Origin of the sequence: Polaribacter ponticola, assembly GCF_026191475.2 — a bacterium.
GTDB classification, from domain to species: domain Bacteria; phylum Bacteroidota; class Bacteroidia; order Flavobacteriales; family Flavobacteriaceae; genus Polaribacter; species Polaribacter ponticola.
Genome location: NZ_JAOSLC020000003.1, coordinates 2410557 through 2433614, shown reverse-complemented (window position 1 = coordinate 2433614; position 23058 = coordinate 2410557). Strand labels below are relative to the sequence as shown.

Annotated in this window: 31 protein-coding genes; 18 read left to right on the top strand and 13 right to left on the bottom strand. The window is 29.4% G+C overall.

Annotation, left to right across the window (positions count from 1 at the left end):
• Positions 1-21 precede the first annotated feature (21 nt).
• From N5A56_RS16300 to N5A56_RS16280, 5 genes are all read right to left on the bottom strand, one after another.
• Positions 22-582 (bottom strand): response regulator transcription factor, encoded by a 561-nt coding sequence (locus tag N5A56_RS16300; protein WP_265726394.1) that lies wholly within the window; start codon positions 580-582, stop codon positions 22-24.
• Positions 583-674: 92 nt separating this feature from the next.
• Complete coding sequence (locus tag N5A56_RS16295) at positions 675-1595, bottom strand: Lcl domain-containing protein (RefSeq protein WP_265726395.1); 921 nt, start codon at positions 1593-1595, stop codon at positions 675-677.
• A gap of 2 nt (positions 1596-1597) precedes the next feature.
• Positions 1598-2068 (bottom strand): T9SS type A sorting domain-containing protein, encoded by a 471-nt coding sequence (locus N5A56_RS16290; protein WP_265726396.1) that lies wholly within the window; start codon positions 2066-2068, stop codon positions 1598-1600.
• 336 nt (positions 2069-2404) lie between these two features.
• On the bottom strand, positions 2405-2917 hold the full coding sequence (locus N5A56_RS16285; RefSeq protein WP_265726397.1) for a GTP-binding protein: 513 nt from the start codon (positions 2915-2917) through the stop codon (positions 2405-2407).
• A gap of 3 nt (positions 2918-2920) precedes the next feature.
• Positions 2921-3649 carry an SIMPL domain-containing protein gene (locus tag N5A56_RS16280; RefSeq protein ID WP_274270562.1) on the bottom strand — a complete coding sequence of 243 codons (729 nt, stop codon included), beginning with the start codon at positions 3647-3649 and terminating at the stop codon, positions 2921-2923.
• A gap of 82 nt (positions 3650-3731) precedes the next feature.
• Here N5A56_RS16280 and der point away from each other — a divergent pair, with 82 nt between their 5' ends.
• From der to N5A56_RS16260, 4 genes are all read left to right on the top strand, one after another.
• Positions 3732-5045: a ribosome biogenesis GTPase Der gene (der, locus tag N5A56_RS16275; RefSeq protein ID WP_265726398.1), complete on the top strand. Its 1314-nt coding sequence runs from the start codon at positions 3732-3734 to the stop codon at positions 5043-5045.
• A gap of 86 nt (positions 5046-5131) precedes the next feature.
• The gene (locus tag N5A56_RS16270; RefSeq protein WP_265726399.1) at positions 5132-5308 is read left to right on the top strand and encodes a hypothetical protein; all 177 of its coding nucleotides are present in this window, start codon (positions 5132-5134) and stop codon (positions 5306-5308) included.
• Between the two features lie 221 nt (positions 5309-5529).
• Entirely contained in the window at positions 5530-6867 is a 1338-nt protein-coding gene (locus N5A56_RS16265; RefSeq protein ID WP_265726400.1) for a hypothetical protein, read from the top strand.
• 59 nt (positions 6868-6926) lie between these two features.
• Entirely contained in the window at positions 6927-7517 is a 591-nt protein-coding gene (locus N5A56_RS16260) for a hypothetical protein (RefSeq protein ID WP_265726401.1), read from the top strand.
• 2 nt (positions 7518-7519) lie between these two features.
• Here the strand turns inward: N5A56_RS16260 and N5A56_RS17585 are convergent, their stop codons facing one another.
• Genes N5A56_RS17585 through N5A56_RS17575 form a run of 3 tightly spaced genes read right to left on the bottom strand, consistent with a single transcriptional unit; the run spans position 7520 to position 8726 of the window.
• Positions 7520-8068, bottom strand: a complete 549-nt coding sequence (locus tag N5A56_RS17585; RefSeq protein WP_337994819.1) for a Pycsar system effector family protein — start codon at positions 8066-8068, stop codon at positions 7520-7522.
• Positions 8050-8424 carry an HD domain-containing protein gene (locus tag N5A56_RS17580; RefSeq protein ID WP_337994818.1) on the bottom strand — a complete coding sequence of 125 codons (375 nt, stop codon included), beginning with the start codon at positions 8422-8424 and terminating at the stop codon, positions 8050-8052. Before N5A56_RS17580 ends, N5A56_RS17585 begins: the two co-directional genes overlap by 19 nt.
• A 29-nt stretch (positions 8425-8453) precedes the next feature.
• On the bottom strand, positions 8454-8726 hold the full coding sequence (locus N5A56_RS17575) for a hypothetical protein (protein ID WP_337994817.1): 273 nt from the start codon (positions 8724-8726) through the stop codon (positions 8454-8456).
• Between the two features lie 170 nt (positions 8727-8896).
• Here N5A56_RS17575 and msrB point away from each other — a divergent pair, with 170 nt between their 5' ends.
• The 14 genes from msrB to N5A56_RS16190 all read left to right on the top strand — a co-directional run bounded on the left by msrB (position 8897) and on the right by N5A56_RS16190 (position 20276).
• A complete protein-coding gene (msrB, locus tag N5A56_RS16250; protein ID WP_265726402.1) occupies positions 8897-9349 on the top strand; it encodes a peptide-methionine (R)-S-oxide reductase MsrB in 453 nt (150 codons plus the stop codon).
• 1 nt (position 9350) lies between these two features.
• Positions 9351-9887 (top strand): peptide-methionine (S)-S-oxide reductase MsrA, encoded by a 537-nt coding sequence (msrA, locus tag N5A56_RS16245; protein ID WP_265726403.1) that lies wholly within the window; start codon positions 9351-9353, stop codon positions 9885-9887.
• A gap of 1 nt (position 9888) precedes the next feature.
• The gene (locus tag N5A56_RS16240) at positions 9889-10134 is read left to right on the top strand and encodes a glutaredoxin family protein (protein WP_265726404.1); all 246 of its coding nucleotides are present in this window, start codon (positions 9889-9891) and stop codon (positions 10132-10134) included.
• 33 nt (positions 10135-10167) lie between these two features.
• Complete coding sequence (locus N5A56_RS16235; protein ID WP_265726405.1) at positions 10168-11724, top strand: protein adenylyltransferase SelO; 1557 nt, start codon at positions 10168-10170, stop codon at positions 11722-11724.
• A gap of 108 nt (positions 11725-11832) precedes the next feature.
• A complete protein-coding gene (locus N5A56_RS16230; RefSeq protein WP_274270561.1) occupies positions 11833-12495 on the top strand; it encodes an aldo/keto reductase in 663 nt (220 codons plus the stop codon).
• Between the two features lie 28 nt (positions 12496-12523).
• Positions 12524-12772, top strand: coding sequence for an aldo/keto reductase (locus N5A56_RS16225; RefSeq protein ID WP_274270560.1), 249 nt, complete (start codon positions 12524-12526; stop codon positions 12770-12772).
• Positions 12763-13281, top strand: coding sequence for a peptide-methionine (S)-S-oxide reductase (locus N5A56_RS16220; protein WP_265726408.1), 519 nt, complete (start codon positions 12763-12765; stop codon positions 13279-13281). Before N5A56_RS16225 ends, N5A56_RS16220 begins: the two co-directional genes overlap by 10 nt.
• Positions 13282-13294: 13 nt before the next feature.
• Positions 13295-14512 (top strand): bifunctional alpha/beta hydrolase/OsmC family protein, encoded by a 1218-nt coding sequence (locus N5A56_RS16215; RefSeq protein WP_265726409.1) that lies wholly within the window; start codon positions 13295-13297, stop codon positions 14510-14512.
• A 74-nt stretch (positions 14513-14586) separates the two neighbouring features.
• Positions 14587-15111, top strand: a complete 525-nt coding sequence (locus N5A56_RS16210; protein WP_265726410.1) for an XdhC family protein — start codon at positions 14587-14589, stop codon at positions 15109-15111.
• Positions 15090-15605, top strand: coding sequence for an XdhC family protein (locus N5A56_RS16205; RefSeq protein ID WP_337994860.1), 516 nt, complete (start codon positions 15090-15092; stop codon positions 15603-15605). Before N5A56_RS16210 ends, N5A56_RS16205 begins: the two co-directional genes overlap by 22 nt.
• A gap of 3 nt (positions 15606-15608) precedes the next feature.
• The gene (locus tag N5A56_RS16200) at positions 15609-16043 is read left to right on the top strand and encodes a nucleotidyltransferase family protein (RefSeq protein ID WP_274270559.1); all 435 of its coding nucleotides are present in this window, start codon (positions 15609-15611) and stop codon (positions 16041-16043) included.
• Between the two features lie 236 nt (positions 16044-16279).
• Positions 16280-17455, top strand: coding sequence for a metallophosphoesterase (locus tag N5A56_RS17570; protein ID WP_337994816.1), 1176 nt, complete (start codon positions 16280-16282; stop codon positions 17453-17455).
• Between the two features lie 116 nt (positions 17456-17571).
• The gene (locus N5A56_RS17565) at positions 17572-19890 is read left to right on the top strand and encodes a ShlB/FhaC/HecB family hemolysin secretion/activation protein (protein WP_337994815.1); all 2319 of its coding nucleotides are present in this window, start codon (positions 17572-17574) and stop codon (positions 19888-19890) included.
• A gap of 8 nt (positions 19891-19898) precedes the next feature.
• Positions 19899-20276: a DUF423 domain-containing protein gene (locus N5A56_RS16190; RefSeq protein ID WP_265726413.1), complete on the top strand. Its 378-nt coding sequence runs from the start codon at positions 19899-19901 to the stop codon at positions 20274-20276.
• On the opposite strand, the gene N5A56_RS16185 is transcribed toward N5A56_RS16190, so the two are convergent.
• The 5 genes from N5A56_RS16185 to N5A56_RS16165 all read right to left on the bottom strand — a co-directional run bounded on the left by N5A56_RS16185 (position 20273) and on the right by N5A56_RS16165 (position 23051).
• On the bottom strand, positions 20273-20470 hold the full coding sequence (locus tag N5A56_RS16185; RefSeq protein WP_265726414.1) for a hypothetical protein: 198 nt from the start codon (positions 20468-20470) through the stop codon (positions 20273-20275). The genes N5A56_RS16190 and N5A56_RS16185 overlap by 4 nt on opposite strands.
• A 149-nt stretch (positions 20471-20619) precedes the next feature.
• A complete protein-coding gene (locus N5A56_RS16180; RefSeq protein ID WP_265726415.1) occupies positions 20620-21120 on the bottom strand; it encodes a hypothetical protein in 501 nt (166 codons plus the stop codon).
• Between the two features lie 27 nt (positions 21121-21147).
• Positions 21148-22002: a TPM domain-containing protein gene (locus tag N5A56_RS16175; RefSeq protein WP_265726416.1), complete on the bottom strand. Its 855-nt coding sequence runs from the start codon at positions 22000-22002 to the stop codon at positions 21148-21150.
• Positions 21999-22436 carry a TPM domain-containing protein gene (locus tag N5A56_RS16170; RefSeq protein WP_265726417.1) on the bottom strand — a complete coding sequence of 146 codons (438 nt, stop codon included), beginning with the start codon at positions 22434-22436 and terminating at the stop codon, positions 21999-22001. Before N5A56_RS16170 ends, N5A56_RS16175 begins: the two co-directional genes overlap by 4 nt.
• Positions 22437-22442: 6 nt before the next feature.
• Positions 22443-23051, bottom strand: a complete 609-nt coding sequence (locus N5A56_RS16165; protein WP_265726418.1) for a LemA family protein — start codon at positions 23049-23051, stop codon at positions 22443-22445.
• Between the last annotated feature and the right edge of the window lie 7 nt (positions 23052-23058).

Genomic DNA, 23058 nt, shown 5'->3' with positions numbered 1-23058 from the left:
ACAATTGAGCGAATAAATAGATTAAATTAAACCGCTTTTTAAAGCAAACTTAATTAACTGTGCTGTATTTTGGCAGTCGGATTTTTCTAAGATAGATCTTCTATAAGTATCTACAGTGTGCCTACTAATAAATAGTTTTTCGCCTATATTTTGGCTACTTAATCCATTAGACATTTCTCTAATAATTTGCAGTTCTCTACTATTTAAGTTAATCTTATACTTTGTATTAAAGCGTTGTAAAGATATTTTTAACTCATCTATAGAAATAGGTTTTAATAAATAATCAAAAACGGATGCTTTCAATGCTTTTATTGCATAATGAGAATGCGCAGAAACTAAAACGATTTTAACATCTGTACCTCTTTTACTAACTTCCTCAGCCAACTCTAAACCAGATATATTTGGCATTTCTATTTGAACAAATGCTAAATCAAGTTCGTTTTTTAAAATAAAATCTAACCCCTCTTTTGAATCTTCAAAAGTTGCTAACAATTCAACTTCATTGAATTTAGTTAACAAATCTTTAAACCTTGCTAAAGAAGATTCTTGAGAATCTATTAAAACAGTTTTAATTTTATTCATTTATGGAAATTGTTTTCTTATCACATAATTTGGGGGATTGCAATAAATTATATTTTACTTTTTCAATAATAATTTTAACTCCTTGATTTTAATTAAAAAGACCTAATGGCTCTTACTCGATTTTGAAAACTTTTTAAAATTGAAGATTCCTGTCCGTCTGAAAAATTAAATCCCAAAGCAGTGTTGTCTGAGTCTTCTGTTGAACTCCAATAAACATCGTTTATAAGGTTTTCACCTCCATTAGCTGTTGAAGTTGTGTTTATTTCTGCTTTGTTTTGATACATTAAACTTAATTCATATTCACTTGGCAAATACCAATCGCCAAATTGATTGTTATTTTCTGAAACTACTAACTCATTGCACAATCTAGCTGCATACGAGTCTCCATTATCACCTACTACAGCATATGTAGACATAATAATTATAGTATTATTAGTTTTACCTGCATACAAACCATTTCCTTTGGCTAAAGTTTTTCCAAAAGTTCCTGCAAACCATTTTACAGAAGTACTTTGATTTTCTTTCGAACAAACCAAACCGTGCTGTCCAGTTTCATCTACCCAAAAAACAACACCTCCATGAGCAAAATCTCCAATTTTATAATTTTTTAGGTTCCCAGCAGTTTTTGCATGAAAAGCATAAGGGACGCTTAATAATTGACTAGTTCCAGATATCGTATAATTGGAAGCACCTTCTAAATCTGTTTCTGTTTTTATAAAATATTTATCATCTCCCCAATTTATAACAGAAAAATCACCAGTAACAACAGATCCCATTCCAATTTCTAAAGTTACTAGCCCATTAACATTTGTTGTTACAGAATGTGTTTCTATATAAATTGCAGTACCAGAAGAAGTGCTCTTTAAAACACTTATTTGCATACCCACAGTTTTTTCACTTAATAAATTACCATCTGTATTTCTTACTATAGCTTGATAACTCATTTTCTCTGGCGTCTGTGCTAAAGAGACTGTTGTTATAACTAGTGCTAAAATTAAAAATATCTTTTTCATCTTTAGTTTTTTATAATTTTAAATACTTTTAGTCGTTTCTTATTCTGATTTACTTTAAGTAAGTATACACCTCTAGATAAGTTATTCATAGATATGGGAGTATTTTCTTTATTTACTTTTCCTTTTCTAACCAAACGGCCATTAATATCATAAACTTTATATGACAATTCTTTTAAGTCATTATCCGTTAAAGACAACATTATATTATCTTTAGTTGGGTTTGGAAATGTGATAGCTTTTAAAGTTAATGTTTTTAATTCTGGATTTACCAAAGTAAATAATTCGAAACTTTGCTGTACACCATTAGTAACAGAACCGCTATTAGAAGAAACTGTAGAAACAAATAATTGTCCTACAGAATAACTAACAGATCCAGAACCAGAAGCAATGCCTCCAGAAACAGAAACTGTATCTTGACTATAATATAAGTGTGTGAAAAAAAGTAAAAAAGCAGAAAGTATAGTTGATTTCATAGGCAGTTTTTATTTTTCTAAAATACGACACGTTAAGCCTTTAAAAAAGGCTAAAAATGTAACTTAGTGATTTTAAATACTTTGGTTTGGTTTAACAATAATAACAAAAAAAACTAAACAGTAGAAAAAATAAAAATATGAATTACACAACAAACAAACATAAAACACTTAAAAACAAAGAATTAATCGAACAAACAATATTATCAAAAACAGAAAAAAGGGTATAAACCCCCTAAAAAAAAAGTTAAAAACCTTTATTTTATTCTGTAATTTACAGAATAATTTCACAAATTAAAATAACTATTTTATAGTTTCGATTTTAAGTAATGTAGGTTTTTATTTTCCAATAATATTTATCATAAAATCATGTAATTTTTTCATTTGATTTTTACCTGTGTCCTTCCCTATTTTTCCTAAAAAATATAAAACAGTCCAAACAAAAGGCAAAACAATCATCATTGTAAGCGGAAAAAAGATTGACTCGTTTAGTGAAATTCTAGTGTAGAGTAATACACTAAACCCTAAAAAGGAAATACCAATTACAAAATGAATAAACATAAAAAATGTCCAAACTTGTGGTTTTGGACCAAATAATCCTTTTAAAATCGAAGTGTCTTTTGATATTTCTGAAATTTCTAAATGCAATTGAGGAGACCAAAAATGCTCTTCATTTTTAGAAACGGAAATAAAAACATGTTCATCTACAACATTTCCTAAAAAACCGCAGTCGTCTTTTTTTAGTTCATTTGTAAATCTTTGAAGTAGCTCTTTTGAACTCTCTTCCAAATCAATTGTAAACCTTGGCCTTAAAGAAACCTCACTGTTTCTTTTTTCTACTAAAAGATTCATTATTTATTCCGATTTATAATCTAACTTCATTGTTATTGATGCTGTTTTCTCTTTCGAAGAAGTATTAAAAGTTCCTCCCCAAGAATACTCTTCTTTAGAGTTTTGTCCAGTAATTTGAAATATTCCCATTTTTGCAGAAATTAATACACCTAAATTACCCCCAGAGTTCTCAGCAATTTTTTCAGCTCTTGCTCTTGCGTCTGCTGTTGCCTTAGAAATCATTTCAACTTTTAAATCTGCTAGTTTTGTATAATAATATCTTGGTGGTTGCGAATAAAATTGAATTCCTTTGTTTAGTAACTCTGTAATTTCTCGTGATATTTTTTCTACTTCTTCCACATTCTTTGAATCTATTTGTAAAGACTGTGTAAGAATGTAACCTAAAAAATCTTCTCCAGCATATTTACCATTAGTATATTTAGCTTTTGTATTTTTTCTACTTTGCACAGCTTTAAAAACAATTTCATTTGGTTTTACTCCTTTAGAAACCAAATATGTTACAATAACTTTTTTATCTTTTTCTAAATCGTTATAAGCCTCTTTTAAATTTAGATTACGGTTAGAAAATGAACCTTCCCATACTATTAAATCTGATGTGAAATTGGCATTTCCTAAACCTGTAACAGAAATAGAACCTTGTCCATTATTCCTATTAATAATAGAATTTCCTATCAAATAAGCAGCAATTATAATTGCTAACGAAAACGCAATTGCTGTAAAACTATTTTTCATAACTTAGACTATTTATATCACTATAAAGTTATAACAATTATTCGTAGGTTAAATTGTATCTTTGCAAAAAATTTCAATTCAAATGAATAATAGTATTGTTGCCATTGTAGGGAGACCAAATGTTGGAAAGTCGACACTTTTTAATAGACTGGTACAAAGAAGAGAGGCTATTGTAGATTCTGTAAGCGGAGTTACAAGAGACAGACATTATGGAAAATCTGATTGGAATGGAAAAGAGTTTTCTGTTATAGATACAGGTGGTTATATTACTGGTTCTGATGATATCTTTGAAGGTGAAATAAGAAAACAAGTAAATTTAGCTATTGATGAAGCAGATTTAATTGTTTTTGTGGTTAATGTAGAAGATGGTATTACACCAATGGATGCAGAAGTTGCAAAACTTTTACGTAAAGTAAAAAAACCAATTTTTACGGTAGTTAACAAGGTTGATAATGCAATGAGAGAACCAGATGCTGTAGAATTCTACAACTTAGGTTTAGGAGAATACCATACAATCGCATCTATTAACGGAAGTGGAACAGGTGATTTATTAGATGCATTAGCAGAAAAAATGCCAGAACCAGAAGAAGTTGACTTAGAAAAAGAAGAATTACCAAGATTTGCCGTAGTTGGAAGACCAAATGCAGGTAAATCTTCATTTATAAACGCCTTAATTGGAGAAGATAGAAACATTGTAACCAATATTGCAGGTACAACTAGAGATTCTATTGATACAAAATACAACCGTTTTGGATTCGATTTTAATCTTGTAGATACTGCAGGAATTAGAAAAAAATCTAGAGTAAAAGAAGATTTAGAATTCTACTCTGTAATGCGTGCTGTTAGAACAATAGAATATTCTGATGTTATTATTCTAGTAGTTGACGCAACTCGTGGTTTTGAAGGACAAGATCAAAACATTTTTTGGTTAGCAGAAAAAAACAGAAAAGGTGTTGTAATCTTAATAAACAAATGGGATTTAGTAGACAAAGAAACCAATACCATGCGAGATTATGAAGCTATGGTTAGAAAACAAATTGAACCTTTTACAGATGTGCCAATTGTGTTTATTTCTGCCCTAACTAAACAGCGTTTATTTAAAGCAATAGAAACTGCTGTAGAAGTTTTTGAAAGAAGAAAATTCAAAATTCCTACAAGTAAATTAAATGATGCGTTGTTAGAAATTGTAAAAAGCTATCCGCCACCAGCAACAAAAGGTAAGTTTGTAAAAATTAAATATTGCATGCAACTACCAACACCAACACCACAGTTTGCATTTTTTTGTAACTTACCACAATATGTTAGAGACCCGTACAGACGTTTTCTAGAGAATAAGTTAAGAGAAATGTACGATTTATCTGGTGTACCAATTACTATTTATTTTAGACAAAAATAATTACTTAAGTTATTTGTAACATTTAAAGAATTATAACGTCTAATTCTATAAGCTAATTATAAGTTTAGTCGTAAAATTTTTATATAATGAAAATCTTAAAATCTAATTCAGATCAAGAAAAAGAATTACCTCTTCAGTTAAATATTTCTTTCAAAAAAGTTTTTGAACTTTTTGAAAAATATGCTGGTAAGGAATTTTCTGATCATCCATTTCATGGTTCTGCCAGTGAAATGGTAGCGCTTTTTAAAAAAAGCCTGAGTTAATTGATGGCTTTTCAGATTATACTTTATTAGAAAAACATAAGAAAGAAATAAATCTTTTACTTAATCCACTATTCCCAGAACCTTTACAATTAAATGAAATTAAAGCGGCAAGTGTACCGTTTTCATTTACATCATTTAAGTTTACAGAAAGATTCGAAAATATTTTAAAGAATGCTGGAGAAGATTATGAATTAAACGTTCGTAATTTTGAAAATGATGATATGTACATTATAGCTTGTACATTTATACTTGGCTTTGTTTATAACTTTAAAGTAGATGTAAAAAGACCTTTTTATTTTAATATTCCTGATAAGACAACAGGAACAATGAAATATTACAGAGCTGCTTTTAATGGAGATTTTTCTGAAATTATTAAAACAGAGAATGCACCAACTCTTACCGAAGACGATTTTAAAGAACTTCTTAATAATTTTGAAAATATAGATTTATGGAGAGAAAAATTCCCTCCTAATAGCTATATTTTTAAGGGGTTTGGAATTATTAATTTATTTGATGTTACTGCAGAGGAAATGCTCTCGTCAATAAAAGCTAATTTACTAGAAGGTGGAGATCAATTATTAACTAAATTACAAAATAACTTAAGAGATTTCTATAGTTTAAAAGACCTAAAACTAGGCTACTCTATTTTTGATAATATCAATACTAAAATTTGTGAAACTGCTGTTAAAAAATCTAACAGTATCATACTAAACACTTCTACCGAGATCAATTGTGATTCTAATTATTTTTGCAGCGGAATCTTAGAAAAAGTATTTAAAAACCATGAAACTTTTATTATATCTGATGTAGAAAACTATGGTAAAAACACTAACAAAAATTTATTTTACCAGAACTTACATAAAGCAAATATTAAAAGTATTATTTTAATACCAATTGAAGCTACAGAAAACGGAGATTTAGCATTACTAGAAATAGCTTCACCAAGAGCTTATGAGCTAAACTCTGTTAATGTTAATAAACTAAAAGATATTATTCCAGTTTTTGAAGCTCCTGTAAAAAGAACTTCAGAAGAACGTCAAAACGTTTTAGAAGCTACAATACAAGAACATTATACTTCCATTCATAGCGCTGTGAAATGGCGTTTTTATGAAGCAGCAGAAAAATACCACCTAGAACATCAAACAGATGAAAATGCTAAATTAGATGAAATTATCTTTAATGATGTTTATCCGTTATATGGTCAAAGTGATATAAAAGGCTCTTCAGAATCTAGAAACAAAGCAATACAAGAAGACTTAAGTACTCAACTTTCTTTAGCTATCAATGTTTTAAAAGAAGCTTGTAATAAAGAATCTCTTCCTATATATAATGAACTTATGTTTAGAGTTGCTACATATTTAACTGATGTAAAAAAAGGTTTAAATGCTGGCGATGAAATAAATATTTTAGAGTTTTTAAAACGCGACATTTATCCTGTTTTTAATCATGTAAAAGAATTAAATACAAATCTTTCTGATAAAGTAAAAATTTACATGGAACGTTTAGATAAAGAACTAGGTGTTGTTTATGAAAAAGAAAAGGATACGAAAAAAGCGTAAATATTTTAAACGATAAACTTGCTAAATATATAGACTTAAAACAAAAAGATGCTCAGAAAATGTATCCTCATTATTTTGAAAGATACAAGACCGATGGTGTAGAGTTTAACATGTATATAGGGCAATCTATTACCAAAGAAGATTCTTTTGACGAGATTTATCTTTACAACTTGCGTTTGTGGCAATTACAAACCATGTGTGAGATGGAAAACATAGCCTTTAATGAACGAAAAAACATGGATGAAGAACTAAGAGTAGCTTCATTAATTTTGGTTCATAGCAATCCTATGGCTATTAAGTTTAGAATGGATGAAAAACAATTTGATGTTGATGGAGCTTACAACATTAGATATGAAATTATTAAAAAGAGAATTGACAAAGCAAATATAAAAGGAACTAACGAACGTTTAACAATCCCTGGAAAAATTGCCATTGTATATTCTCAAGACAAGGATGCCTTAGAATATATTAAATATATTAATTTTTTACAATCTAGAAATCAGCTAGGAAAAATTGAATTTTTAGAATTAGAAGATTTACAAGGCGTTGCTGGTTTAAAAGCCTTGAGAGTAGAAGTAATTTATCAAAAAGATTTTAACGAAAAAGATACTATTACTTTTAACGATCTTATTAAAGAAATTGAAGCTTAGATTTATAAAACTTTTCCAGTTTCCTGAACTCTAAAAGAGATTGCAAATGCCAAAACACTTACAATAATACCAATCATAAAAACGGTATAGGTAATTCTTAAAATTTTATATTTTCTATTTAAAACTAAGCCCAAAAAATACAGATCTTTAGTTAAAGATCCATATAAATAATCCTTGTCATTCATCATTTCTTGAATTCCCCATTCAAAGTCTGGTAATTTCATTTGATGAAAATTCCCAAAAAACAATAAGTTTACTTTTTTGTTTGCTACATCTTCTTTATTAAATTTTCCTTCAGTAACATTTGGTCTTGTAGCTAAAATAGACAAGATTATTGATGCTACAGTAAAAACTATAAATACAATAGTAGGTAATATTAAATAACTATTTGATGGATTATCTAATTTAGGCAACAAGTTAGATAAAGCTAAAGAAACTATAATTGCATTTACAGACAATAAAATATTAGCTTTTGTATCTGCAATATTACTTAAAGTCATATGGTTTTTTAAAGCAACTCTAAACATTGTTTCTACACCTCTTTCTGGCACTTCACTCTTATTTTTTTGAGTAGTAAGGTTTCCTTTTTTTGCTTAAACTTCTTTAAACCTTCTTTTAATTTATTTTGATTTTTTAATAATTTGGCTAAATTCTTTTCTTTTCCTTTACTCCAGTTTTTTAAAGCATAATCTGTATAATACTTGTGAGATTGGGTTAAAAATGTTATGTTTTCAGCTATCCAATCAGAGTCAGAAAATACTTTATTTTCAGTAGTCTCCCACTCTTTTCTTAACAACTCTGCTTTATCCTCAAAACTTTTACTCCCTAAATGAGCACAGTCTGCATCAGAAATAATTTTCTCTAAATCATTCGTAGGAATATATCCCATTTTAGTAGCCGAAATCAATCTAGAAATTTCTTTTATTCTAATATCGTTTATATCTTTATCTTTAAAAAAATCTTTAGAATCTTTATACTTTCATTTTCATGTTTATTAGCTCCATATATGAAACCACTATCATGAAACCATGCAGCTATTTGTAAGTTTTCTATTGAGGTTTCATCTAATTTTAGATCTTCTGATAACTCTAGAACTTTTTCAACAACTTTTTGTGTATGTACTAAATTATGGTAAGTATAATTTACGTCTAACTTATCATTAAATAAGTTAAAAATATATTTTTCTACTTCAGAAATAAGCAAACTCATTATTTTTCTATTTTAAACAAAAATAAGCAAATAAAACTTGCTTTTATTTTTAACAGTTTTGTCGTAATTTTAGCTATAACTTTCAGCTCAATCCTTTGTAAGGATAATAGTTGTTTTTCGACTAAAAATTTGAGCCTATTACACTAATTTTAAAATGAAAGAACCTATTTATGCTAACATGGAAAGAAGTAATTAAGTTTACAACAAAAGGAAACCCAACTCCAGATAAAAGAGTTGAAAAAACGGAAGCAGAATGGAAAGAAATTCTATCTTCTGAGCAGTTTAGAATAACGCGTTTAAAAGGTACAGAAAGACCTAATTCTGGGGCTTTGTGTAGTATTTATGATGAAGGGCAATACAACTGTATTTGTTGCAATACACCATTATTCAATTCTACAATAAAATTCGATTCTAATTCTGGTTGGCCAAGTTTTACGCAACCGATTAAAGAGAATGCAATTAAATATCATAAAGATATTTCTTTTGGTATGGTTAGGGTTGAAGTTATGTGCAATACTTGCGATGGGCATTTAGGGCATATTTTTCCTGATGGACCAGAACCAAGCGGATTGCGTTATTGTATTAATTCTGAGTCTATGCAATTAGAGAAAGGGAATTTATAGAATGAACAAAAACGTACAAATTGCCACTTTAGGCGGTGGTTGTTTTTGGTGTACAGAAGCTGTATTCCAGAAAGTAAAGGGTGTAGAAAAAGTAGTATCTGGTTATGCTGGCGGTAATGTTCCTGGTAAACCAACCTATAGAGAAATTTGTTCTGGCTTAACTGGTCATGCAGAAGTTATTCAAATCACTTTTAATGCTGATATTATTTCGTTTGAAGACATTTTAGTCATTTTTATGACAACTCATGATCCTACAACATTAAATCAGCAAGGTGCAGATAGAGGAACACAATACCGTTCTGTAATTTATTATCATAATGAAAATCAGCAGAAAATAGCTGAAGAAGTGTTGAAACAAATTCAACCTTATTATTCTGATAAAATTGAAACAGAATTAAGTAAAATACCTGTTTTTTATGAAGCAGAACAAGAGCATCAAGATTTTTACAAAAATAATCAAAGCTATGGATATTGTAGTTTTGTAATAGAGCCAAAGTTATCTAAACTTAGAAAATTACACGCAGATAAACTGAAGTAAAATGATTAAATTATTTGGCACAGAAAATTGTCATAAAACTCTATACTACAAAACATTCTTAGAAACGCGTAATTTAGATTACGCGTTTTTAGATGTTAAAAAGAATGAACTTTTTGCAGAAGAATTACGTAACTTGTATGAAAATAAAAAGCTAAATTTTCCTACAATTACTATTAATAATAAAAAATTAAGAAATCCTTCTGACAAAGATCTTTTAAAATGGATTGACAAAGCTAATAATGAATAGTAAACATTTTTTATCTCTTAATAAAACTGACAAATGAATTTAAATATAAAAAACACTTTTACTACAGAATTACCCGCGGATTCTAATATAGAAAACTCAAGAAGACAGGTAGAAAATGCTGCTTTTTCTTTTGCAAATCCAAAGAAAACTGCAAAACCAACAATATTACACGTTTCGCCAGAAATGACTGCTGAATTAAATATTTATGAAGAAGATTTAAAATCAGAATTCTTTAAAAATATTGTTACTGGTAACGAGATTTATCCGAATACAAAACCATTTGCAATGTGTTATGGCGGACATCAATTTGGTAATTGGGCAGGGCAATTAGGAGACGGAAGAGCCATTAATTTATTTGAAGTTGAACATCAAAATAAAAACTGGAAAGTACAATTAAAAGGAGCAGGTGAAACTCCGTATTCTAGAGCGGCAGATGGTTTAGCTGTTTTACGTTCATCCGTAAGAGAATATTTATGTGCAGAAGCCATGTTTCATTTAAACGTGCCAACCACAAGATCTTTGTCTTTAAGTTTGTCTGGTGATAATGTTTTACGTGATGTTTTATACGATGGAAATCCGGCGTATGAACAAGGCGCCATTGTTTCTAGAATTTCACCAAGTTTTTTACGTTTTGGAAGTTTTGAGATTTTTGCTGCTAGAAAAGACACCGAAAACTTAAAAAATTTAGTCGATTATACCATCAAACATCATTTTTCGCATTTAGGAAAACCGTCCAAAGAAAGTTATATTAACTTTTTTAAGGCAGTTTCTGAGAGAACTTTAAAAATGATTATCGATTGGCAACGTGTTGGTTTTGTACACGGAGTGATGAATACAGATAATATGTCTATTTTGGGTTTAACCATAGATTTTGGCCCTTATGGTTGGTTGGAAGGTTTCGATTTTGGTTGGACACCAAATACAACCGACAGACAACATAAGCGCTACCGTTACGGAAATCAGCCAAATATTGGTTTGTGGAATTTGTATCAATTGGCAAATGCTTTGTATCCGATTATTGAAGAAGTAGAACCACTAAACACCATTTTAGAGCAATATAAAATCGATTTTGAAAAACAATCTTTACAAATGATGAAATCGAAGTTAGGTTTAGTTGCTTCTGATGAAGATGATTTAAAACTGATTCAGGATTTAGAAGAAAACTTACAATTAGTAGAAACCGATATGACGATTTTCTTTAGAAAATTAAGTGATTTTACTGATGAAAAATCAGGTTTTCAATTGATTATAAATGCTTTTTACGATTTAGAAAACATTTCTGAAGACGTAAAAAACAGATGGAATACTTGGTTTAAAAAATATGCGGATAGACTTGCAATAGAACGAATTTCATCCGAAGAAAGAAAAGAACAAATGGATTTGGTAAATCCTAAATATGTGTTGCGTAATTACATGTCTCAATTAGCAATTGATGAAGCTGACAAAGGAAATTACACTTTAATTGACGAACTATTTCAACTTTTAAAAAAACCATACGCAGAACAGCCAGAAAACGAAAAATGGTTTGCAAAAAGACCAGAATGGGCAAGAAACAAAGTAGGTTGCTCTATGTTATCTTGTAGTTCATAAAAAATAAAACACCCTGTCATTTCGACCTTGTGGAGAAATCTAATTTTATAAATATAGATTTTTCGACTCCATTTCATTTCGCTCAAAATGACAATTTAAAAATTAATTATGATAGGATTAGGAACCGCTGCATTAGGAAGACCACAATACATAAATGTTCGTACAGAAAGTTGTGATAATTCTAACTTAGCAGAATTTAGAAAACAAAGTTTTATAGTTTTAGAAGAAGCTTATAATTTAGGAATCCGTTATTTTGATACGGCTCCTGGTTATGGTTTGGCAGAAGAATTATTATTAGAATGGTTGCAAACAAAAGATGATAAAACCATTGAAGTTGCTACAAAATGGGGTTACACGTACACAGCAAATTTTGATGTAAATGCAACAGTACACGAAGTAAAAGAGCATAGTTTAGCTAAATTAAAAGAACAATGGGCTTTTTCTAAACAGCTTCTACACTACTTAAAAGTGTATCAAATTCATTCTGCAACTTTAGAAACTGGTGTTTTAGAAAATACCGAAGTCTTAGAGTATTTAGGCTATTTAAAAAAGGAATTCAACCTGAAAATTGGCTTAACAACCACAGGAACAAACCAAGTAGAAGTAATTAAAAAAGCATTGAATGTTTTAGTTTATGATGAACCTATTTTTGATGTATTTCAAGTAACGTATAATTTCTTAGATCAAAGTTTACAAGAGGTTTTAGATAAACTAATCAGTAAAAAAATCAATTGTTATAAAAGAAGCCTTAGCAAACGGAAGGGTTTTTAGCAATAAAAAATATCCGAATTATAAAAAAATGTATGATATTTTAGAACAAATTTCTAAAAATTATAATGTTGGTGTAGATGCTATTTCTTTAAAATATTGCGAACAAACAATTACAAATGCTATTGTTTTAAGCGGCGCAAGTAATACAAATCAACTTAAAGAAAATTTAAAATTAAATGATTTTTTACTTTCTGATGATGAAATTGAAACGTTAAATTCTTTTAAAATTTCTACTGATGCTTATTGGGCAGAAAGAAAAAAGTTAGCATGGAATTAACCAAAATTGCTTTTGGTGGCGGTTGCCATTGGTGTACAGAAGCTGTTTTTCAAAGTTTGATTGGTGTTGATAAAGTACAACAAGGTTGGGTTGCATCCACAGAAAAAAATAATACGTTTTCAGAAGCTGTTATTGTTCATTTTCATCCTGATAAAATTGCTTTAAAAACGTTGATAGAAATCCATTTATTAACGCATAAAAGCACAAGCAACCATTCTATGAGAACGAAATACCGTTCTGCTATTTATTATTTTTCTAATCTACAAAAAGAAGAAAGTTTAGATATAATTAGCAAATTACAAGCTAATTTTAATGATAAAATTATCACCAAAACATTATCTTTTAATAGTTTTAAACCAAATACAGTAGAGTTTCAGAATTATTATCAATCAAACCCTGATAAACCTTTTTGTAAAAATTACATCAACCCAAAACTAAAATTTTTACTACAGAAATTTTCTAAAAACATAGACAAACGTAAAGTTGCTCATCTTATTCCGACTACCTAATAAATCAAAAAAAATGAACACCGTTAGATTAGAAATTGAAAATAGGAAAAGCTTAAAATTACAAGCGTATTTAGAATTACCTGCAAACCAGAAACCAAATCAATTTGCCATTTTTGCACATTGTTTTTCTTGCAATAGTAATTTTAATGCTGTAAAAAATATTAGTAGTTCTTTATCTAATCATGGTTTTGGCGTTTTACGTTTCGATTTTACAGGTTTAGGAAGCAGTGAAGGAGAATTTGCTGAAAGTCATTTTTCTGCCAACGTAGAAGATTTATTAGACGTTAGTACTTTTTTAGAAAAAAACTACAAAGCACCCTCATTATTAGTTGGTCATTCTTTGGGAGGAGCGGCAGTTATTGTTGCTGCTTCTAAATTAGAAAACGTAAAAGCTGTTGCTACTATTGGTGCACCCGCAACTGTTGGTCATGTAACACATTTATTTTCTCACGGAATAAACGATATTCCAGAAAAAGGCGATGTAGAAGTTAAAATTGGCGGTCGTCCTTTTAAGATAAATCAAGAATTTGTAAACGATTTTGGAAAAACCGATTTACCTAAAATTATTAAAGATTTACGCAAACCAATTTTGGTAATGCACGCTCCTTTTGATAAAGTTGTAGGGATAGAAAATGCGCATGAAATTTATCATAACGCTATTCATCCAAAAAGCTTTGTTAGTTTAGATGACGCAGATCATTTATTATCAAAACCAAAAGATAGTATTTATGTTGGTAATATGATTGATACATGGGTAGAGCGCTATTTTGAACCTGAAGAAAACAACATGCTTTCTACAGATGGAGAACAATTAGTTGGGCATTTAAACCTCTTAGAAGATAATTTTACAACATCTATTCAAACCAAAAACCATTCTTTTATTGCCGATGAACCTGCAAGTGTTGGTGGCGATGATTTTGGTCCTTCACCATACGATTTTTTAAGCGCAGGTTTAGCTGCTTGTACAGTTATGACGTTAAAAATGTATGCAGAACGTAAAAAATGGGATTTACAAGAGGTTTTTGTCTACATAACCTATTCTAAAAAACATAGCGATGATTTAAATATTGATGTAGAAAAACCAACTCGTTTTGATCACTTAAATAAGAAACTGAAATTTGTTGGAAATTTAGATGAAAAGCAAATTAAGAGGTTAAAAGAGATTGCAGCTAAATGTCCTGTTCATAAAACTTTACAAAGTAAAATAATTATAGACACTGAATTAGTTTAGTTTTTAGCTATAAGAATCGTATTCCAACCAATTTTAAAAGTTTTATATTTAGGCCTAAATATTAGTTTTTATTAATGAATCACGAACTCAAAGTAATAATCAATCAAGCTATTATCAATCAACAAAATGGATTGAAAAATGTACTTGCAACTGTTGTGTATTTAGAAGGTTCATCCTATCGAAAACCTGGAGTTAGAATGTTAATTTCTGAAGATTTAAATTCTGTTGGTGCTGTTAGTGGTGGTTGTGTAGAAAAAGAAATTATTCACAGATCTAAAAGTGTATTTCTAGATCATAAACCAAAAGTTATTACATACGATGGTAGATATAAGTTAGGTTGCGAAGGCGTATTATATGTTTTAATAGAGCCTTTTTTAGTTTCTAATAAATTTCTTACTCGTTTTACTAAAGCAAATTTAGAAAGAGAAACAATACAAATTACAAGTGTTTTTACAAAAGAAAATGAAAGCTTTGGTAACTTTGGTTCTGTAGTAACTTTTTACAACAAAGAAAAGTTTGTATTTTCTGAAACATTTAATTATCAGGACAAAAAAACCTCGCTAGCTTTAATCAGACAATACAACCTAGTTTTAAACTGATTATAATCGGTGGAGAACATGATGCAGTTAAATTATGTAAAGTTGCTGCTACTTTAGGTTGGGAAATTGATGTAATTACCTCTGCAAAAGATAGTAAACAATTAAAAGACTTTCCTGGAGCAAATTCGGTTATTGGTAACACTCCAGAAACAATAGAATTTACAAACATAGAAGAGAATACAGCAATTGTTATTATGAATCATAGTTACGTTCAAGATTTAAAATACGTAATTGAATTAGCTAAACACAATCCTAGATATATAGGAATTTTAGGAGCGCCTAAAAGAAGAGAACGTTTATTTAATGAGCTTTTTGAGTTTGTACCAGATATTGCATACGAGTTTTTAGATCATATTTACACACCTGCTGGTTTACATATTGGTGCGCAAACTCCAGAAGAAATTGCCGTTTCTATTGTTGCTGAAATATTATCTGTAATTAGAAAAAAAGAACCTTTTTCTCTGAGAAAAATAAATGGTAAAATCCATAATTAACCAATGAAAAATATTGCTTTTTTAGTTTTAGCTGCAGGGAAATCATCTAGAATGAATAGCATAAAACAGTTAGAGAAAATAAACAACAAACACCTTTTAGAGATTACTTTAGATAAAATAAAAGAGATTAATACAAAGAACCTTTATTGTGTTTTAGGTGCAAATTCTGATAAAATCAAATCGGAAATTTCAAATAAAAACATTCATTTTATCGAAAATAAAAACTTTGAAATAGGTTTAAGTTCTAGTATTGTTTCTGGATTAATATATTTTAAAAAACAACAATTAAATTTTGATCGAGTATTTGTTTTATTGGGAGATCAACCAGCAATAGAAACTTCCTATTTAAAAACTATGCTTAATTTGTCTCAAAAAAACAAAGAACTAATTATTGCTTCTAACTATGAAAAAAATAGGTGTTCCTGTTATTTTTCCTAAAATGTATTTTTCAAATTTATTACTAATTAAGGGTGATAAAGGCGCAAAAGAATTTATCAATAAGAATAGAAATAAAGTTCTTTGTCCAAAAACAACAACAAATTTCTTTGATATAGATACCAAAGAAGATTTACTCCTATTCAAAAGTCAAAATTAAAAGAGTTATTTTCGTGCTTATGAAATTATTTAAATTTTTCTTATTCTTTTTGTTTATTACCGCCTGCGCTACAATGGAAATGCAAGTAGCAGATAAACAAATTCATAAAATTGAGAAAGAGGTTGCTGAAATTGTACATTCTTTCTATTTAATTGGTGATGCTGGTAATTCTACTTTAACTAAAAACTCTCCTGCTTTAGATTATTTAAAAAGTAAAACTGAAAATGCTACAGAAAATGCTACGTTACTTTTTTTAGGAGATAATGTTTACGAAACGGGTATTCCTGATAAAACTGCCAAAAACTATGCACTTGCAAAAAGAAGAATAAGCGCACAAACAGATGTTGCAAAACAATTTAAAGGAAAATCGATATTTATTCCTGGAAACCATGATTGGTATAACGGTTTAGACGGATTAAAACGAGAAGAAAAACTAGTTGAAAAGGCATTAGGCAAAAATTCTTTTTTACCACAAAACGGTTGCCCTTTAGAAAGAGTAAAAATATCTAAAGACATTGTTTTAATTATTGTTGATACACATTGGTTTTTAACAAATTGGGACAATCACCCAACCATAAATGATAATTGTGAGATAAAAACAAGAACTAAATTTTTTGATGAATTTGAAAGCTTAATTAAAAAATCTCGCGGTAAAACAACCATTATTGCCTTACACCATCCAATGTTTACAAATGGTTCTCATGGAGGAAAATTTTCTCTAAAAAGTCATTTAAGTCCTCTGCCAATTTTAGGAACAGTAAAAAATTTAATTAGAAAAACTTCTGGACTTACAAATACAGATATTCAAAACAAGAAATATAATCAGTTAAAAAAACATTTAGTAACCATCTCTCAAGAAAATGATAAAGCAATTTTTGTTTCTGGTCACGATCATAATTTACAGTACATTGTACAAGACAATTTACCACAAATTATAAGTGGTTCTGGTTCAAAAACAATGGCAACAAAATTATCTGGAGGCGCCAAATTTACTTATGCTGCACAAGGTTTTGCTAAATTAGACATTTATAAAGATGGTTCTTCTATTGTACGTTTTTATACTGCACAAGATGATAAAATTGTATACCAAGCTCAAGTGCTATCACCAAATGAAAGAAAGGTATTTAACACCTTTCCTAAAAATAGAGTTTCAGAAAAAAAGCAGCAATTTACACTAAAGAAGAGGTTACTAAAAAAGGGTTTTATCGATATTTATGGGGAGAACGTTATAGAAAGTATTTTGGAACAGAAGTAATTGCACCAACCGTAGATTTAGATACTCTTTTTGGAGGTTTAACACCTGTAAGAAAAGGTGGAGGTCATCAATCTAAATCATTACGGTTACAAGATAAAAAAGGTAGAGAATATGTAATGCGCGCTTTACGAAAAAATGCGGTTCAGTATTTACAAGCTGTGGCTTTTAAAGATCAATATATAGAAGGCCAATTTAACGATACTAAAACTGAAGGTTTATTAATGGATGTTTTTACAGGCTCTCATCCGTATGCGCCTTTTACAATTGGTACATTATCTGATGCTGTTGGTATTTATCATACAAATCCTGTTTTATATTACATTCCTAAACAAAATAGTTTAGGTCATTTTAATTCAGAATTTGGAAATGAACTTTATATGATTGAAGAACGTGCAGCTTCTGGTCATGGTGATAAAGCTAGTTTTGGTTTTGCTGATGAAGTAATTAGTACAGACGATTTATTAAAGAACTTAAGTAAAAACGAACATCATATTTTAGATGAAAAAGCATACATTAAAGCTCGTTTATTCGACATGTTAATTGGTGATTGGGACAGACACGAAGACCAATGGAGATGGGCAATTTTTAAAGAAGGTAAACAAACAATTTACAGACCAATACCAAGAGATAGAGACCAGGCTTTTTCTATTTTTGGAGATGGTGCATTACTAAATACTGCCACAAAAATAATACCTACGTTACGTTTAATGCAATCTTACTCAGAAGAATTAAAAAGTCCAAAATGGTTTAATTTAGAACCTTATCCTTTAGATATGGTTTTAATTTCTAATGCTGGTAAAAGTATATGGGATGAACAAGTTAAACTTATTCAGAACAATATTACAGATATTATAATTGATAAAGCTTTTACAAACTTTCCTGAGGAAGTAAAAGATGAAACCATATCAACAATAAAAAGAAAAATTCAAGGTCGAAGAAAAAACTTACAGAAAATTTCTGACTCTTATTTTAAACATATAAATAAATTTCAGGTTATAACAGGAACTCAAAAAGATGATTGGTTTGACATTGAAAGATTACAAAACGGACAAACGAAGATTACTGCTTTTAGAATAAAAAAAGGCGAAAAAGGTTCTATTTTTCATCAACGAACCTATACTAATAAAAATACTAAAGAAATATGGATCTATGGTTTAGATGATGATGATACGTTTGTTGTAAAAGGTGATGCTAAAAACGTGATTAGAATTAGAATTATTGGAGGTCAAAATAATGACACTTACAATATTTTAAATGGTAAAAAAGTTAATATCTACGATTTTAAAACTAAGAAAAATACGTTTACAACCAATAAAGGAAAAGTAAAATTAACGGATGACTATGAAACAAATGTTTATGATTACAAAAAGTTAAAAAACAATCAGAATTTAACAACACCAACAATTGGTTTTAATCCTGATGACGGTATAAAATTAGGCCTTTCTAATGTATATACAGTTTACGGATTTGAAAGAAATCCTTTTAGCTCTCAACATACACTTTCTGCTTCGTACTTCTTTGCTACTAATGGTTTCGAACTTAATTACTCTTCTGAAATTGCAAATGTAATTAGTAATTGGAATCTTGGTTTTAATGCAACTATGACTAGCCCAAACTTTGCTATGAACTTTTTTGGATTAGGTAATAACTCAATAAACTTAGAAGCCGACGATTTAAAGGAAGAAGACTATAATAGAGTAAAAATTAGAAAATTTATAGCAGGTACATTCTTACAATGGAAAGGAGATTTAGATGCAGAAATAAAGTTAGGCATCAACTACCAAACTACAAAAATAGAAAATACTGCTAACCGATTTGTTAACAGTGAATTTAGTATAAATGACCCTATTTTTGAAAGTCAGAAATTCTTAAATACAGAAGCTAATTACCATTTTAAAAATACAGACAATGCTGCTTTCCCTACAATGGGAATGGAAATAGATTTAGTAACTGGTTATACCACTAACTTAGATAATAAAAACAATTTTGGGTATTTTATACCTTCCATTTCCTTTGATCACAAACTAGTTTCTAGCGGGCAATTGGTTTTTGCTACAAAACTAAAATCTCATTTTACTTTAGGTGATGGATATGAATTTTATCAAGCTGCAAATATTGGCGGAAATGATGGTTTAAGAGGATATAGAAATCAGCGTTTTACAGGTGAAAACTCTTTTTATCATAGTTCTGATGTTCGATTAAATTTAAGACGCTTTAAAACAAGTCTAGTTCCTTTAAATATTGGTGTTTTTGGAGGTTTTGATTACGGAAGTGTTTGGGGGCAACAAAATACAACTTTTAAAGACACATCTTTTAACACATCTGTTGGAGGTGGTGTTTTCTTTAACGCAGCAAATATGATTTCTGGAAATCTTTCTGTTTTTAATAGTAATGATGGACCTAGATTAGCCTTTACATTCGGATTTGCTTTTTAATACTTTATATGACAGAAACAGCATTAATATTTGGTTCTTTATTCGGTTTTACGGCTGTTATTTTTGGAGCCTTTGGAGCACACTTATTAAAGAAAAAACTAACCCAAGATCTATTAAACAGTTTTGAAACGGGTGTTAAATATCAAATGTATCATGCAATTGTGTTACTAACTTTAGGGTTTAATTTAGACACAAAATCTAGTATTGATACATATATAACTTATGCTTTTATAATTGGTACAATCTTGTTTTCTTTCTCGATATATGGATTGGTAATTTCATCAGCAAAAAATAAAAAGCTAAAGTTCTTAGGGCCGATTACACCTTTAGGAGGTTTATTTTTAGCTTTAGGTTGGGCTTTATTGATTTTTAAATTTCTCTTCTAATTAATCTTTAATTCATACAAATTACCACCTTCTCCGTGTGCTTTTTCATCTGTAATTAGCAAGGTATTCTTATCTTTAAAAGTGATTCCTTCTTTTTGAGTTCTATATTCTAACGCTATCGTTTTTAATTTTCCTGAAAAGAAATCATCATTTTTAAAATCTGAAAAAATTAAAATGTTTTTTTGGGTTAACAAAACTATTTTACTTCCATCGTTATTAATATCTGCAGAAGTTACCCAACATTCTAAATCGTTACAGTTTTCGAACTCACCAATTAATCTAGCAATGTGTTTTCCTTTTTTTGCAGGTAATTTATATAAAAAAGTTTTTCCGTAATTGTTCTTTACTCTACTTTTTGTGAATATATAGAAGAAGTTCTTAAAGTAAAAAAAGCTTCAGAATCAAAGTAAAGCTCTTTCTTTTTAGGTGGAAATTTATGCTGATTTTCGTATTCAAATTCAATTTTCTCTACCTCAGCATTCTTCTTTTTTAAATACTTTTTGCTAACTTTTAAAATTCGTAAATTTTTTCTTGTGCTCTGGTTATTTCCAAAATCTCCTATATAAATATTACCTTTTTCATCAGAAGTTAAATCTTCCCAATCATGGTTTTTAGATTTTATATAAATATCTTTTATTATTTCTCCTTTTTCATTTAAACCAAAAAGAATTGGTTTATTTCCACTATCATTAATCATCCAGATTAAATCAGATTTTAGTACAACCTCGGTTCCAGAAACTTCCTTTATTTTTTTTGACAAATCGGCAACAACCTTTAATTGTCCAAAATTATGACAACTAGAAATTAAGAATACACTAAAAATTATAGCGATTTTTTTTATCATTTTTTTTAGAAGATTAAAATGCGTTGATTACCAACCACCAGAAGCTCCACCACCGCCAAAACTTCCACCGCCAAAACCGCCTCCGAAGCCACCACCGCCGAAACCTCCACCTGAAGAAGATGAACCGCCAAAGCCGCCAAAACCGCCTCCGCTTCTACCGGAATTACTTAAAATAATGGTTTCAAAAATATCTGCAGCAACAGATCTTTTTCTATAACGTCTTCTACCACCTTTATTATTCTTATTTCCTCTAGAAATAAGAATAAAAAGAACCACAACTATTAAAATAAAGAAAATAACCCCAGGATCAAAACCTTTAGATTCTTGCTTGCGAGATCCTTTAAACTCACCTTTTAAGGTTTTAAAAATGTATTCTGCTCCTTTATCTAAACCACGATAAAAATCTCCTTTTCTAAATTCAGGAATAATTACACGTTCAATAATTCTTTTCGACTGAAAATCTGTTAGTAAATGCTCTACTCCTTTTCCGTTCTGAATAGCTATTTTCTTATCGTCTTTAGCTAATAAAACTAAAATACCATTATCTTTTTCAGCATCTCCAATACCCCATTTTTCTCCCCAATTTGCGGCTAGATAGTTAATGTTTTCACCTTTAGTACTAGAAATAATTGCAATTACAATTTGCGTTGAAGTTGTGTCTGAATATCTAACAAGTTTGCTTTCTAAACTTGTTTTTTGAGATGTAGAAAGTAAATTTACAAAATCATAAACACTCGTTTGAAACTTTGGTTTTTCGGGTATTTTATATCCTTGCCCAAAAACATTTATAGAAAAGATAAAAGCAAAAACTAACACCAGTTTTTTACCCAAACTTGCTAGCTGAAAACTGCCTCCTAAAAACTGTTTACTTAAAAAATTCATCCTTTAGAAATCTCATTAGAAAGTTCATCTACATCATCTGTTTGCCATGGAAAATGTGCTTGCAATTCTTCTCCTGCTTTTAAAATCCCATCAACAATTCCTTGTTTAAAATCACCTAATTTAAAATGGTTTTGTATTACATCTTTTGTAGTATTCCAAAAATCCTTTGGCACAACTTTATCAATTCCTTTGTCACCATAAATTACAAATTTCTTATCCTCTACAGCAACATAAATTAAAACAGCATTTGCGTCTTTTGTTTTGTCCATTTTTAAGAGAGAAAATACTTCTAATGCGCGATCGTAATGCTCTTTTTTAGAGTTAGCCTCTATATGAACACGAATTTCACCAGAAGTATTTTTCTCTGCAACTACAATAGCAGAAATAATTTCTTGTTCTTCTTGTGGAGTAAGAAAAGCTTCTACTTTAGACATCTATACTTATTTTTTCTTGTTAAAATCGAAGTCTATATCTGGAGCATTTTCAGAACCTGCATTCGCTTTAAAACGATTCATTTCGTCAAAATTAAACCAACCTGCTAACATAGAATTTGGAAACACTTTTATATGTTTATTGTACTTATTTACACCTTCGTTAAAACGATCTCTAGCTACATTTATTCTGTTTTCTGTACCTTCTAATTGACTTTGTAATTCCAAAAAATTTGCATTTGCTTTTAATTCTGGGTAACGCTCAACAGATACTAATAATTTTGAAAGTGCACCACTCATACCCGCTTGTGCTTGTTGAAATTGCGCCATTTTTTCTGGAGTTAAATCACCCGCATTTATATTTACAGAAGTTGCTTTTGCTCTTGCATTAATAACCTCAACCAAAGTACTTTTTTCAAAATCTGCAGCACCTTGTACAGTTTTAACTAAGTTACCTATTAAATCGTTTCTACGTTGATAAGAACTTTCTACATTAGACCAAGTTGTTTTAGCATCTTCTTGGTACGTTACTGCAGTATTATTAAATCCTACCGCCCAACTATAAACTGAATATCCTATTACAGCTATAATAATTACTGGGATTAACCATTTTTTCATAATTTCT

Coding starts and splice junctions, on each gene's coding strand:
- N5A56_RS16235 (WP_265726405.1), top strand. CDS start 10,168: ATGAATTTAAATATAAAAAACACTTTTACTACAGAATTACCCGCGGAT.
- N5A56_RS16285 (WP_265726397.1), bottom strand. CDS start 2,917: ATGAATCTTTTAGTAGAAAAAAGAAACAGTGAGGTTTCTTTAAGGCCA.
- N5A56_RS16180 (WP_265726415.1), bottom strand. CDS start 21,120: ATGATAAAAAAAATCGCTATAATTTTTAGTGTATTCTTAATTTCTAGT.
- msrA (WP_265726403.1), top strand. CDS start 9,351: ATGAACAAAAACGTACAAATTGCCACTTTAGGCGGTGGTTGTTTTTGG.
- N5A56_RS16260 (WP_265726401.1), top strand. CDS start 6,927: ATGTATCCTCATTATTTTGAAAGATACAAGACCGATGGTGTAGAGTTT.
- N5A56_RS16230 (WP_274270561.1), top strand. CDS start 11,833: ATGATAGGATTAGGAACCGCTGCATTAGGAAGACCACAATACATAAAT.
- N5A56_RS17565 (WP_337994815.1), top strand. CDS start 17,572: ATGCGCGCTTTACGAAAAAATGCGGTTCAGTATTTACAAGCTGTGGCT.
- N5A56_RS16200 (WP_274270559.1), top strand. CDS start 15,609: ATGAAAAATATTGCTTTTTTAGTTTTAGCTGCAGGGAAATCATCTAGA.
- N5A56_RS16215 (WP_265726409.1), top strand. CDS start 13,295: ATGAACACCGTTAGATTAGAAATTGAAAATAGGAAAAGCTTAAAATTA.
- N5A56_RS16210 (WP_265726410.1), top strand. CDS start 14,587: ATGAATCACGAACTCAAAGTAATAATCAATCAAGCTATTATCAATCAA.
- N5A56_RS16295 (WP_265726395.1), bottom strand. CDS start 1,595: ATGAAAAAGATATTTTTAATTTTAGCACTAGTTATAACAACAGTCTCT.
- N5A56_RS16280 (WP_274270562.1), bottom strand. CDS start 3,649: ATGAAAAATAGTTTTACAGCAATTGCGTTTTCGTTAGCAATTATAATT.
- der (WP_265726398.1), top strand. CDS start 3,732: ATGAATAATAGTATTGTTGCCATTGTAGGGAGACCAAATGTTGGAAAG.
- N5A56_RS16240 (WP_265726404.1), top strand. CDS start 9,889: ATGATTAAATTATTTGGCACAGAAAATTGTCATAAAACTCTATACTAC.
- N5A56_RS16270 (WP_265726399.1), top strand. CDS start 5,132: ATGAAAATCTTAAAATCTAATTCAGATCAAGAAAAAGAATTACCTCTT.
- N5A56_RS16265 (WP_265726400.1), top strand. CDS start 5,530: ATGTACATTATAGCTTGTACATTTATACTTGGCTTTGTTTATAACTTT.
- N5A56_RS16165 (WP_265726418.1), bottom strand. CDS start 23,051: ATGAAAAAATGGTTAATCCCAGTAATTATTATAGCTGTAATAGGATAT.
- N5A56_RS17575 (WP_337994817.1), bottom strand. CDS start 8,726: ATGAGTTTGCTTATTTCTGAAGTAGAAAAATATATTTTTAACTTATTT.
- N5A56_RS16170 (WP_265726417.1), bottom strand. CDS start 22,436: ATGTCTAAAGTAGAAGCTTTTCTTACTCCACAAGAAGAACAAGAAATT.
- N5A56_RS16220 (WP_265726408.1), top strand. CDS start 12,763: ATGGAATTAACCAAAATTGCTTTTGGTGGCGGTTGCCATTGGTGTACA.
- N5A56_RS16225 (WP_274270560.1), top strand. CDS start 12,524: ATGTATGATATTTTAGAACAAATTTCTAAAAATTATAATGTTGGTGTA.
- N5A56_RS17570 (WP_337994816.1), top strand. CDS start 16,280: ATGCAAGTAGCAGATAAACAAATTCATAAAATTGAGAAAGAGGTTGCT.
- N5A56_RS16300 (WP_265726394.1), bottom strand. CDS start 582: ATGAATAAAATTAAAACTGTTTTAATAGATTCTCAAGAATCTTCTTTA.
- msrB (WP_265726402.1), top strand. CDS start 8,897: ATGCTAACATGGAAAGAAGTAATTAAGTTTACAACAAAAGGAAACCCA.
- N5A56_RS16190 (WP_265726413.1), top strand. CDS start 19,899: ATGACAGAAACAGCATTAATATTTGGTTCTTTATTCGGTTTTACGGCT.
- N5A56_RS16175 (WP_265726416.1), bottom strand. CDS start 22,002: ATGAATTTTTTAAGTAAACAGTTTTTAGGAGGCAGTTTTCAGCTAGCA.
- N5A56_RS16290 (WP_265726396.1), bottom strand. CDS start 2,068: ATGAAATCAACTATACTTTCTGCTTTTTTACTTTTTTTCACACACTTA.